Genomic DNA, 12,374 nt, shown 5'->3' with positions numbered 1-12,374 from the left:
TAAATGGGGTTTTGACACTGTCCCCCCTTCGCGGGTAACTTTGCCGGCAAAATAGGGCGCGTTCAGGCGCCAAGCCGGTATCGAAGGGGCAGGCAGTATGAAACTGAAACGCAGCACATGCGCGGTGGCGCTGATCGCAGGTCTGGCCGGCGCTGTCCCGGCGACCGTTCCCGCGCCCGCATGGGCCTATGTGTTCACCCAGGTCCGGATCGAAGGCAATCAGCGCATCGAGCCCGAGACCATCCTGTCCTACGCCAATATCATGCGCGGCACCAACGTGTCGGCGGGCGAAGTCAACGACGCGCTGCAACGCCTGCAGAATTCCGGCCTGTTCGAGACGGTCGAGGTGGTCCCGCAGGGCAATACGCTGGTGATCCGGGTGCGGGAGTGGCCGACGATCAATCAGGTCAGCTTCGAGGGCAACCGCCGCATCAAGGACGAACAGCTGGACGAGATCGCCGAATCCGCCCCGCGTCGGGTGTATTCGCCTGCGCAGGCGGAACGCGACGCCTCGAACATGGCGCAGGCCTATTCCTCGCAAGGACGGATTTCCGCGCGGATCACGCCCAAGATCATCCCGCGTGATGGAAACCGCGTCGATCTGGTCTTCGAGATCCGCGAAGGCGCCGTAACCGAGGTCGAGCGTATCGGCTTCACCGGCAATCGCACCTTCTCGGACCGGCGGCTGCGCAACGTGCTGGAAACCAAGCAGGCGGGGCTGCTGCGAACCTTCATCCGCTCGGACACCTACGATCCCCAGCGGCTGGCGCTGGATGAGCGGCTGCTGACCGAATTCTACCGGTCGCAGGGCTTTGCCGATTTCAAGGTGCAGGGCGTGGCCCCGGAACTGGCGCGCGAACGGGATGGATTTTTCGTTACCTATGCGATCGAGGAAGGTCCGCGCTATCGCTTCGGCCGCATCGATACCGTATCGGAAATCCCCGGCGTCGACGCCGCCCCGTTTCAGAAACAGCTGGCCGTCAAGTCCGGCAGCTATTACACGCCCGAAACCATTGATGTGACCATCCGCCGGATGGAGACCGTCGCCCTGCAGCAGGGCCTGGATTTCGTCAATATCGAGCCGCGCATCACCCGCAACATGCGCAACCAGACCCTTGATCTGACCTTTGCGCTGACGCGCGGACAACGGGTCTTCGTCGAACGCATCGACATCGAAGGCAACACCACCACGCTGGACGAGGTGATCCGCCGCCAGTTCGGCACCGTCGAAGGCGACCCCTTCAATCCGCGCGAGATCCGCAACTCGGCCGAGCGCATCCGCGCGCTTGGCTATTTCGCCGATGCGCAGGTGGAAACCCGCGAAGGCTCCAGCCCGCAGCAGGTCATCGTTGACGTGAACGTCGAGGAACAGCCGACCGGGACGCTGGAATTCGGCGCCAGCTACGGCGCCAATTCGGGCTTCGGTCTCAGCGCCGGGCTGTCGGAAAAGAACTTCCTCGGCCGCGGTCAGGAACTGGCGGTCAATATCTCGACCACCAAAGGGTCGCGCGCGGGCGCAATCACCTTTGCGGAACCTTTCTTCCTGACCCGCGACCTGCGCTTCAGCTTCTCGAGCTGGTATCGCGAGACCCAGCGCGACAACTCGAAATACAACACCCGCTCGGTCGGGCTATCGACCGGGCTGGAATTTCCGGTGTCGCAAGCGGCGCGGCTAGAGGTGCATTACAAACTGTCGAAAGACACCTTGTTCGATGTCGATCCGATCCAGCTCGATGACGACAACGATGATGACGATGACGACAACACGCCCGATCTGGACGGCTCGTCCTCGATTCTGGTGGATGAAGCGGGTGGCGTGGACCCGAATAACCCGGATCGTTCGGTGGGCCTCGGGCTGTGGACCTCGGCGGTGGGTTATGCCTACAGCTATGACAGCCGCCGGGTGGGTCTGAACCCGCGCACCGCAACCAAGCTGCGCTTTAACCAGGATTTCGCCGGTGTGGGCGGCGACGTGAAATCGGTGACCTCGGTGCTGACGGCGGGGATCGAATCGCGGGCCTGGCGGCCGAATATCGCGCTGCGCGCCGAGTTCGAGGCCGGGGCGGTGCACATGCTGGACGATCAGGTCAGCCGGGTCATCGACCGTTTCAACGGCCAGAAGATTCGCGGCTTCGAGGTCAACGGCATCGGCCCGCGCGACCTTCGCGCCCCGAACGAGGATGCGCTTGGCGGCAATTATTACTGGGTTGCCCGTGCCGAGGCGCAGTTCCCGCTGGGGCTGCCGGCGGAATACGGCATTCAGGGCGGTGTTTTTGCCGATGTCGGCTCGATCTGGGGCCTGAACAACACCACCGCGCGCGCCTATGATGGCTCCACTTACGAGATCGACGACAGCATGCATATCCGCGCCGCGATCGGGGTGTCGATCTTCTGGACCACGCCGATCGGGCCGCTGCGGATGAACCTGTCGAAAGCCGTCAAGAAAGAGGACTATGACGAGACGCAGGCCTTCGACCTGACACTCTCGACCAAGTTCTGATGGGCCGGGTGCTGCGGCTGACGGGTCTGACGTCGATGCTGATCTGGACCGGTCTTTCCGGTTTCGCGCTGGCGCAATCCACGCCACCGGCCGCGCCGATCACCGCCGACGACAGCCATCTCAGCCTGCCTACGGCCGTGACCGAGCGCGCGCCGGCGGCTGCCAGCGGCGCGCGGCCGGTCACAGCCGATGGACCCCCGGTGGAACGCCCGATGGCCGTGCTGGTGCTGGACGTGGATCAGGCCTATGAGAGTTCGGCCTGGGGGCGTCGTGCCAAGGCCGAGATCGAAGCGGCCGCGCGCGAGATCGAGGCCGATAACCGCCGGCTGGAAGCGCAGCTGACCTCGGAGGAGCAAGCGCTGACCGCCGAGCGCGTGACCCTGGCCCCCGACGCCTTCCGCCGCAAGGCCGAGGAATTCGACGCCCGCGCCCAGACCATCCGGCGCGAACGGGCACAGGTCGCGCGTGACCTGGGCAGCCGGGCCGAGGCCGACCGCAACGCCTTCCTGAATGCCTCGCTGCCGGCGGTGACCGCGCTGATGCAGGAGCATCAGGCGGCGGTGGTGCTCGACCGGGGACAGACCTTGCTGGCCGCCACCTCCATCGACATCACCACCCAACTGGTTGAACGCATGGACGCGACCGTAGGTGCGGGATCGGGGCTTCCGGGTCCCGGCGGCTCGGCCCCCGAGGATGCCGCCGCGCAGGCCAAGCCGCCCGCAAGGGATGCGGACGCAGACGGGAAGACGCCGGCCGCCGCACCGGCCCCGGATGCGCCGACGGCGGATGGCGGAACCCCCGGCGCATCCGCACCGGACGCGCCCAGCCCCAAAGTGCCGGCGCCGCAGCCGCTTGCCCCCGCAGCGCCGGCCCCGGAAACGCCGGCCCCGGAAACGCCGGCGCAATAGGCTAGTCCAGCGTCGCGATCCGTTCGGTCAGCAGGTCGAAGAACCCATCGCGGTCGATGTCGCGGATGAACAGGGCATTGGGGGCGCGTCCGCTGACCCCCCACCAGTCCGCCACGGTCATGCCGGTGGTATAACGCCCCTCGGTCTCGATCTCGACATTGATGCGGCGACCGGAAAACAGTTCTGGCCGGATCAGATAGGCGATGGTGCAGGGATCATGGAGGGGCGCGCCCGCCGATCCGTATTTCTCGCGGTCGTAGCGTTCGAAGAAATCGGTCCAGCTGGCCACGGCCTCCCCGGCGCGGGTGCCAAGCGCGCGCAATCCCGCCAGCCAGTCGGCCGAGGTCAGCGCCTTGTGCGTGACATCCAGCGGCATCATTACCAGATCGACGCCCGAGGCCAGGACCAGAGCGGCGGCTTCGGGGTCGACATAGATGTTGAATTCGGCCGCCGGCGTGACGTTGCCCCCTTCAAAATACCCCCCGCCCATCAGAACCACCTGCTGGACACGGGCGACGATGTCGGGGGCGCGTTCGAAAGCCGCGGCGATATTGGTCAGCGGTCCGATCGGGACCAGCGTGACGGTGCCCTCGGGTTCGCGGCGCAGGGTGTCGATGATGAAATCCACGCCGTCACCGGGGTTGAGCGGCACCTGCGGCACGCCCAGGTCGATCCCGTCCAGCCCGGTCTGGCCGTGCACATATTCCGCCGTCACCAGCGGGCGATTCAGCGGCCGGTCGCGACCCGCGACGATGGGCACCTCGCGCCCAGACAGCCCGACGGTCAACTGGGCATTGCGGGTGGTCAGTGCCAACGGCACGTTGCCGGCGACGGTGGTGATGCCCAATACCTCAAGCTCGGGCGAAGCGAGCGCCAGAAGGATGGCGACGGCGTCGTCCTGTCCGGGGTCGGTGTCGATGATGATCTTGCGCGTCATGGCTGCTCCGAAAAGGTTCGCCGCAGATCAGCGCAAAATGCCCGGCCGCGCAAGACGGCCGGGCAACCGAGAGCCTGCAAGAGGGGACTAGGCAGGCGACACCGCGCGAACATGAGGACCGCCCTAAAGCGGCTAGGTTGGTCGCGAAATGCTGGGACTGTTGTGGCGCGGACACAGGTCGGGGTCAATCGGCCCGGCGGTAAACACTGTGCGACGCAATGTGATGGAACCGCGCCGGTCGGGCGCGATTGACGCCGCCGGGGTCTGGCGATACGGACCGCGTATGGCGCGCGCACCGATCTTGCAACTGACCGATATCTCGCTGACCTTTGGCGGCGATCCCGTTTTCGACGGCCTTGGCCTGACCATCCAGCCCGGTGACCGGGTGGCGCTTGTCGGGCGCAACGGTTCGGGCAAGTCCACGCTGATGAAGGTGATGGCCGGGCTGGTCGAACCCGACCGGGGCGAGGTGGTCAGCCCGGCCGGGATCAGCGTCGGTTACATGGAGCAGGACCCCGACCTCTCGGGCTATGCCACCCTGGGCGACTTTGCCGCCGCCGGCCTGCCACCGGGCGAGACCTATCGGGTCGAGATGGCCGCCGAAGGGCTGAAATTCGACGCCGCGCGCCCCGTGGCCACCGCCTCGGGCGGGGAACGCCGCCGCGCGGCGCTGGCGCGTCTTCTGGCCGAGGCGCCCGACCTGATGCTGCTGGACGAGCCGACCAACCATCTGGACATCGAGGCGATCGCCTGGCTGGAGGAGCAGCTGTCGCAGACCCGCGCCGCCTTCGTGCTGATTTCCCACGACCGCGCCTTCCTGCGCAACCTGACCCGCGCCACCCTGTGGATCGACCGGGGCGAGGTGCGCCGTCAGGAACGCGGCTTCGAGGCTTTCGAGGATTGGCGCGAAACCACCTGGGCGGCCGAGGACGAAGCGCGACACAAGCTAGATCGCAAGATCAAGGCCGAGGCGCGTTGGGCCGTCGAGGGCATCAGCGCCCGGCGCAAGCGCAACATGGGCCGAGTGCGTGCGCTGCAGGCCCTGCGCGCCGAACGCGCCGGCCAGATCCGCCGGCAGGGTGCGGCGGCGATGGAACTGGACGCCGGCCTGCAATCGGGCAAGCGGGTGATAGAGGCGAAGGGGATCAGCAAATCCTTCGGCGACCGGGTGATCCTGAAGCCCTTCGATCTGCGCGTGCTGCGCGGCGACCGGGTGGCCTTCGTCGGCCCGAACGGCGTCGGCAAGACCACACTCATCAAGATGCTGACGGGCGAGATCCCGCCCGATACCGGCAGCGTCACCCATGGCACCAATCTGGAAATCGCGATCTTCGATCAGGCCCGCAGCGCCATCAACCCCGAGATCAGCCTGTGGGATGCGATGACGCAGGACCCCTCGATGGCGGTATCTGGTCGCTCCGATCAGGTCATGGTGCGCGGCCAGCCCCGGCATGTCGTGGGCTACCTCAAGGATTTCCTGTTCGATGAGGCGCAGATGCGTGCGCCGGTCGGCAGCCTCTCGGGTGGCGAAAAGGCGCGGCTTCTGCTGGCGCGGATCATGGCGCGGCATTCGAACCTGCTGGTGCTGGACGAGCCGACAAACGATCTGGATGTGGAAACGCTGGACCTGCTGCAGGACATTCTGGGCGAATATGACGGCACCGTGCTGCTGGTCAGCCATGACCGCGATTTCATCGATCGGGTGGCGACCTCGACCGTCGCGATGGAAGGCGAGGGCCGCGCGGTGATCTATCCCGGCGGGTGGAGCGATTATCAGGCCCAACGTGCCGAGACCGCCGCTCCTGCGGCCGCGAAACCTGTCGCACCCGCGCCCGAGAAACCCGCGCCCGAAAAGCCCAGGGCCGCGAAAGCCGGTCTCAGCTTCACCGAAAAGCACCGGCTGGAGGCGCTGCCCGCCGTCATAGCCCGGCTGGAGGCCGAGATCGCCAGGCTGTCGGCCTTCCTGTCCGACGCGGCCGTCTATACCGATGCCCCCGCCAAGGCGCAGAAGGCGACCGAGGCGCTTGCTGAACGGCAGGGCGCCCTTGACGCGGCCGAGGAAGAATGGCTGATCCTTGCCGAGAAGGCCGGCTGACCGGCCGGACAAGGCGAGGTGCTCATGCCCGGCGACACGGCGCGCGGCTTTATTCCTGAACTCTTGGCGCTGATGCCGCTTTCGGCCCGCGAGGTGCTGATCGCCGGCAGCGGCGATCTGGCCGAAGCCTACCGCCGCCGCAATCCCGCTGCCCGGCTGACCGGGGTGGGACCGGTCGAGATCCCCGGCTTCGACCGCTTCGTGACCGGCGATCCGGGCCGGCTGGACCGGGCGCGGCTGGCGGCCGGGCAGGGCTATGATCTGGTGGTGCTGGACGGGACGCTGGGCCGGCTGCGCGATCCGCGCGGTCTGTTGCGCCGCCTGCGCAAGTTGATGCGCCCCGGCGGTTCGCTGGTCGCAAGCTGCGCCAACCAGGCCTATTGGCCCCGTGTCGCGGGCGTGATCGGGGGGCAGGGGGGCGGTGAAGCGGGACTTGCTCAGGACGAATTTCAGGCGCTGATCGCCGATGCGGGCTTTGTCCTGCGCCGGATCCGCGCACGCCGGCCCGAGAGCGGAACGTCCGAGGCCGCAACCTGGCTCGGCGCGCTGGAACAGCTGGGGCAGGCGACCGGTCTCGATGCGGAGAGGCTGCGCCAGCGCGTCACCGCCAGTCACTTCGTGATCTCGGCCATGCAGCCGCCCGATCCCGGCAGTCCGCTGAACCTGCACCTGATGGAACTGGCGCTCGGGATGGACGTGCGTACCCGCATCCCCGCCGAAGCGCTGACCGCCGAACTGTTGCTGCATGTCACCACCAGCCGCAAGGTCCTGACCATGCCCGAAATGGGCGCGCGGGGCGGTGTCGTCGTCGTGCAGCGGCCACGGGTGTCAGACCCCGAGCGCATGCTGGATTATGTTGCCCGCTGCCAGCGGCAGGGCATCGTGGTGGTGGTCGAATACGACGACGATCCCTCGCTGGTGGCGCGGGTCATCCCGCGCGCCGACGTGCCCTCGATCTACGACCACAACATGTCGCTGGCCCATGCGATCCAGACCTCGACCCCGGCGCTGGCGGCGCAGTTCGGACGCGTGAATGCCGAGGTCGCGATCTTTGCCAATACGGCCGAGGATCTGCCGCCGCTGCGCAGCCATGCGGCCGGCCCGCTGCGCGTCCTGTTCGCGGCGCTGCACCGGACCCGGACGGCGGAAACCGCCGCTTTGTTCGGCCCGGCGATCAACGCGCTGCCGGATCTGGAATTCGATGTGGTGTTCGACCGGACCTTCTTCGACGCCCTGCCGACCGACCGCAAACGCTTCCACCAGCTGCTGCCCTATCGCGATTATCTGGCCCTGATGGGGCAGGCGGATATCGCGCTGATGCCGCTGGAAGGCCTGCCCGAGGAGCTGGGAAAATCCGACGTGAAATGGGTCGAGGCCGCCAGCCGCAGCGCCGTGGCTATCGCCTCGCCCCCGGTCTATGCCCAGACCATCCGCGACGGTGAGAACGGATTTCTGGCGCGCGCGGATGCGGATTGGCCGCGCCTGCTGACCGAACTGGGCCGCGACCCTGACCGGCGCAACCGCGTCGCGGCCACCGCCTGGGCCGAGGTGGCGGGCGCGCGGATGATGGCCTGGCAGGTGGCCGCACGTCGGGACTGGTATCTCGACCTCTATCAGCGCCGCGAGCAGCTGTTCAGCGATGCGCTGCGGCGAAGCCCGGCGCTGGCGGCGCGGATCGCCTCAATCTGAGGCGGGCGCGGCCAGCGGCCGGATACGCAGCTTGGTGATGCGGTTGTCCTTCCGGGTGACCACCTCGAAACGATAGCCGTGGAAGGAAAACACCTGGCCCTGCGCGGGGATCGACTGGGCCATGTGGATGACCAGCCCGGCGACAGTGTTGGCCTCGTCATCGGGCAGGTGCCAATCCAGCGCGCGGTTCAGATCGCGGATGGTCATCGAGCCGTCGACCAGATAATCGCCGTTCGGGCCGGGCTTCAGGTCGGGCTTGGCCTCGGTATCGTGTTCGTCGGCGATCTCGCCCACGATTTCCTCGATGATGTCTTCCAGCGTGATCAGCCCGCGCAGCGCGCCATATTCGTCGACGACAAGGGCGAAATGCACCCGGCGCTTCAGGAATTCGCGCATCTGTTCGTCTAGCGCGGTGGTGTCGGGCACGAAATAGGGCTTCATCGCCACCGACATCACGTCGAAATCGCGCACCGCATCGGCCGGGTCACCCTTGTTGTCATAGGCGGATTTGTGGATCGCGCGCAGAACGTCCTTGGCATGGATGACGCCGACGACATTCTCGCGCTCGCCCTTGTAGACGGGCAGGCGGGTATGCGGACTGCTGAGCACCTGATCGAGGATCGTGGCCGGCGGCAGGTCAGCGTCGATCATCTGGATTTCCGAGCGGTGCTTCATGATCTCGTCCACCGTCCGGTTGCCGAGTTCCAGCGCCCCCAGCAGGCGGTCGCGATCTTCCTTTTCCACCGTGCCGGTCTCGTGACCGATGGTCAGGGCGCCGGCGATTTCCTCGTGGACGGAAAACATGTTCTTGCTGGGATCGCTTTCCAGCCCGAACAGGCGCAGCAGCGCCCGCACGATTGCGCGCACCACCAGCACGATCGGCGACAGGATCCGCATCACCAGCTTCATCGGCCGGGCCACGCGCGAGGCCAGCGATTCCGGGTTGGCGATGGCATAGGATTTCGGCATCACCTCGGCGAAGATCAGCACCAGCACGGTCATCACCATGGTGGCGACCGCCACGCCCTTGGACCCCCAGAGCGCCGTGAACAGCGCCGTTGCCAGCGAGGCCGAAAGGATGTTCATCACGTTGTTGCCCAGCAGGATCGCGCCGATCAGCCGGTCGCTGTCGCGCGTCACCTCCAGCGCGGTTTCGGCGCCCTTCTCGCCGCGATCGGCGCGGCTGCGCAGCTTGGCCCGGCTGGATGCCGTCAGCGCGGTTTCCGAGGCCGAGAAGAAGGCCGACCCGACCAGCAGCACCAGGATCGCCAGCGCGAAGGTGAGAACCATGGCGCCATACCCCGTGCCCCCGGCGGAGGTGTGCGGATCGGCGGTCTGGGCGAGGGCGGCGGTCAGAAAGGATATGGGCATGGCGCTCAAACGCGGGCGAGGGGGTGATGGTTCAACACCAGATCGCGCATCCGCTGATCCAGCACATGGGTATAGATTTCGGTGGTCGACAGATCCGCATGACCCAGCAGGCTCTGGATGGCGCGCAGATCGGCGCCGCCTTCCAGCAGATGGGTCGCGAAGGCGTGGCGGATGACATGGGGGGTGACACGGGCCGGATCGATGCCGGCGGCGAGCGACAGATCGCGGATCAGGTCATTCATGCCCTTGCGCGGCATATGCCCCGCCGCGGCACCCGACGGGAACAGGAACCGGCCGCCCTTGCCCGCGATCAAGCGCCCCAGCGGGCTGTCCTTGGGGGCGTGGTCGCGGATCGCCAGCCACGCCTGCAGCGCGTCGCGCGCCGGGCCGGACAGGGGCACCATGCGCTCGCGGCCGCCCTTGCCGCGGATCAGCAGCAGTTGCGGATCGCCCCGCGTGGCCGCGACCGGCAACGAGACCAGTTCGCTCACGCGCATCCCGGTGGCGTACAGCAGCTCGATAAGGCAGCGGTTGCGGATGCGGTCCGTCTCGGTCCGGCCGGTCTGGGGAACGGCGTCGAGCAGCCGGGCGATCTCGGCCTGGGACAGCACCTTCGGCAGGCGCTGGGTCTTGCCGGGACCGGTCAGGCGAATGGCGGGATCGTCAGCGCGCCAGCCTTCTTCCAGCGCGAAACGCGTCAGCTGCCGGATCGAGGACAGCCGCCGCGCCCGCGTCGCCCGCGCCAGCCCCTGCGCGTCGCAATGGGCCAGATAGGCGGTGATGTCATCGCGCGAAACGCTGTCCAGCGTCAGGCCCTGCGCGTCCAGCCAGAGGGCGAAATCCCGGAGGTCGCGGCCATAGGCCAGCAGCGTGTTGCGCGCCGCGCCCGCCTCGGCCGCTTGCGCGTCGAGGAAGGCGGCGATGCGCGTGAGGGTGGTCACTGGATGGCACCTTTCATCAAGGGATCCAGTGCGATCTGGGTGGCGATGCGGCGGGCATCGGCGATCAGCCCCAGCTGGCGCAGCGTCTGGACGCCGCGCGCGGCGCGGGTGACATCGCCCTGAATGCCCGCATCGGCATCGGCAAGCGCGCCATAAAGCGCCGGCGCCAGCGCGATCCCGTCGGCGGGATCGGGCTCGGGCGGCAGATCGGCGGCGAAGATCGGGGCAAGCGCGCCGAGCGCGGGTGACAGCGGCGCGGGCTGGCCGCCGCTGGCAAGCGCCAGCAGCGCCTGATCCAGCGCCTCGGGCGGGGCTTTGGCCACCTCGGTCTGGCCGGCCCACAGCCGCAGCCAGAGCGCCAGTCGCCCGGCGTCACCGGGCAGCGTGTCGGGGGCGAGCCGGTCGGCGAACATGGTCGCGAAGGCGTCGCGCAGCCCGGCGCCCTCCATCCGCTGGAAGGCCAGGATCAGCGCAGGCGCGATCCGGGCCGGATCGCCGGTCGCGAGCGCCGCATCCAGCGCCTGCACCGCCGCCGCGCGTTCCCAGACCCCGCCTGAAGCCGCCGGGCTTTGCGCCGAGTAAAACTGACCCAGACTGGCGCCCGGCAGGACCCCGGCGCGGGCCAGCCGCTCGGCGGCTTCCAGCTGGGCCTTCCAGCCGGAACGTTCGTCCAGATCGGCCCAGGCATATTGCAAGGGCAGCTCGCTCGTGGGCAGCGGCTGGCCAATCGCCTCGTGCAGGCGGAAGGACAGGGGCGTCATCGGATCATGCGGCAGCACCGGCGTACTGCCATCGGTGGTGGAATCGTCCAGATAATGCGACAGCAGCTCGGCCTGATGCGGCTCGATCAGGCCGAGCTTGCCGGCGCCGGTGAAGACGGTCGCCGCCCCCGACCAGTCGCCCGACTGCGCCAGACAGAAGATCCGCGCCGCCGGACCGGTGGCGATGCCAGGGGCGGTGTTCATGCGGTTGCAGACTTCGCGCTCGCCCCCCAGCAGCAGCGACAGATCGAACAGGCGCTGGAAGGTGGCGGCGTTGTTCGGCCCCGCGCCCTGCAGCAGCACCCGCGCCGAGGGCAGCGCGCCATCGGCGATCAGCTGGTCCACGCGGGCCAGGAAGAATGCACCCACCTGATCCTCGGACGGGATCAAGGGGGGCGGCAACTGCGCCTCGATCACCCGGCGGGCGATCTGGTCCAGGGCCGGCAATGTGGGGCTGGCGCGCAGCAGCCGGACGGCGGTGTCGAGATCGGTGCCGTCCCAGAAATTCTCGGGAAGTCCCGCCTGCCGGGCCGAGATCACGCCCGCCCCGTCGGAATTGGCCGCACCCAACCGGCTGACGCCGATCGGCACCGCCGAGGCGGTCGAGGCGATCTCGCCCCGCTGTGCGCGCACCGGCGGCCGCGTGGGCCGCAGTCGTGCGGCATCCGGGGGCACCGGGTCACCGGGACGCCAGGCGCTGGAACTGGCGGGCGCATCGGATTTGCCCTTCAGCCAGTCATTGGCGGAAAGCGGCCCCTGCGCCGCCGCGCCCGAGGCGATCAGCGCCAGGCCAAGACCCAGCCCCGCCAGCCGTGATCTGCAATCAATCCAGCGCATTCGGGTCGGCCTGCTCGGGCGCTGTGTCGTCCGCGGGCGCGGTGTCGGCGGCTGTTTCGGCAGCGGTCGCAGACGCGCCTCCGGCGTGGGGGATCACGATGGGATCGGCCGGGGCTGCGGTGCCGGTCTCCAGCCGGACCGGCTTGCGCATTTCCTGCTGACGCGGTCCCATATCGCCCAGATAGGCGTATCCGGCCAAAGCCACGAACGCCAGGATGACCACCACCACCAGAATCTTCAGCAACCGCATCATCTGCCCTTTCACCGCTGCCTCGTCCGGTCTTTCGGCCGGTTTTGCCGCTTTATAACTGGCCTTTCGGGAAAGATCACGCCAT

General features: G+C 67.9%; 9 protein-coding genes. 4 read left to right on the top strand and 5 right to left on the bottom strand.

The window, feature by feature from the left end; genetic code table 11:
* Positions 1 to 97 precede the first annotated feature (97 nt).
* On the top strand, positions 98 to 2,500 hold the full coding sequence (gene bamA, locus H1S04_RS02975; RefSeq protein WP_181744055.1) for an outer membrane protein assembly factor BamA: 2,403 nt from the start codon (positions 98 to 100) through the stop codon (positions 2,498 to 2,500).
* The gene (locus H1S04_RS02970) at positions 2,500 to 3,408 is read left to right on the top strand and encodes an OmpH family outer membrane protein (protein WP_181744054.1); all 909 of its coding nucleotides are present in this window, start codon (positions 2,500 to 2,502) and stop codon (positions 3,406 to 3,408) included. Before bamA ends, H1S04_RS02970 begins: the two co-directional genes overlap by 1 nt.
* A 1-nt stretch (position 3,409) precedes the next feature.
* Here the strand turns inward: H1S04_RS02970 and H1S04_RS02965 are convergent, their stop codons facing one another.
* Positions 3,410 to 4,345 carry a nucleoside hydrolase gene (locus tag H1S04_RS02965; RefSeq protein ID WP_181744053.1) on the bottom strand — a complete coding sequence of 312 codons (936 nt, stop codon included), beginning with the start codon at positions 4,343 to 4,345 and terminating at the stop codon, positions 3,410 to 3,412.
* A 283-nt stretch (positions 4,346 to 4,628) separates the two neighbouring features.
* Between H1S04_RS02965 and H1S04_RS02960 the strand changes: the two genes are divergently transcribed.
* Positions 4,629 to 6,440 (top strand): ABC-F family ATP-binding cassette domain-containing protein, encoded by a 1,812-nt coding sequence (locus tag H1S04_RS02960; RefSeq protein ID WP_181744052.1) that lies wholly within the window; start codon positions 4,629 to 4,631, stop codon positions 6,438 to 6,440.
* Positions 6,441 to 6,464: 24 nt separating this feature from the next.
* Positions 6,465 to 8,129 carry a hypothetical protein gene (locus tag H1S04_RS02955; protein WP_181744051.1) on the top strand — a complete coding sequence of 555 codons (1,665 nt, stop codon included), beginning with the start codon at positions 6,465 to 6,467 and terminating at the stop codon, positions 8,127 to 8,129.
* Here H1S04_RS02955 and H1S04_RS02950 read toward each other — a convergent pair.
* The 4 genes from H1S04_RS02950 to H1S04_RS02935 all read right to left on the bottom strand — a co-directional run bounded on the left by H1S04_RS02950 (position 8,121) and on the right by H1S04_RS02935 (position 12,289).
* On the bottom strand, positions 8,121 to 9,419 hold the full coding sequence (locus H1S04_RS02950) for an HlyC/CorC family transporter (RefSeq protein WP_181745379.1): 1,299 nt from the start codon (positions 9,417 to 9,419) through the stop codon (positions 8,121 to 8,123). The two genes, H1S04_RS02955 and H1S04_RS02950, sit on opposite strands and share 9 nt — an antisense overlap.
* 86 nt (positions 9,420 to 9,505) lie before the next feature.
* Positions 9,506 to 10,441, bottom strand: a complete 936-nt coding sequence (locus H1S04_RS02945; protein WP_181744050.1) for a tyrosine recombinase — start codon at positions 10,439 to 10,441, stop codon at positions 9,506 to 9,508.
* Positions 10,438 to 12,039 carry a hypothetical protein gene (locus tag H1S04_RS02940; protein ID WP_181744049.1) on the bottom strand — a complete coding sequence of 534 codons (1,602 nt, stop codon included), beginning with the start codon at positions 12,037 to 12,039 and terminating at the stop codon, positions 10,438 to 10,440. Before H1S04_RS02940 ends, H1S04_RS02945 begins: the two co-directional genes overlap by 4 nt.
* Positions 12,026 to 12,289 carry a hypothetical protein gene (locus H1S04_RS02935; protein WP_181745475.1) on the bottom strand — a complete coding sequence of 88 codons (264 nt, stop codon included), beginning with the start codon at positions 12,287 to 12,289 and terminating at the stop codon, positions 12,026 to 12,028. Before H1S04_RS02935 ends, H1S04_RS02940 begins: the two co-directional genes overlap by 14 nt.
* Positions 12,290 to 12,374 lie beyond the last annotated feature (85 nt).

Origin of the sequence: Paracoccus sp. S1E-3 (assembly GCF_013868135.1) — a bacterium.
GTDB lineage: Bacteria > Pseudomonadota > Alphaproteobacteria > Rhodobacterales > Rhodobacteraceae > Paracoccus.
Note: the sequence above shows the minus strand (reverse complement) of the source record. Positions and strands in the feature narration are given on the sequence as shown.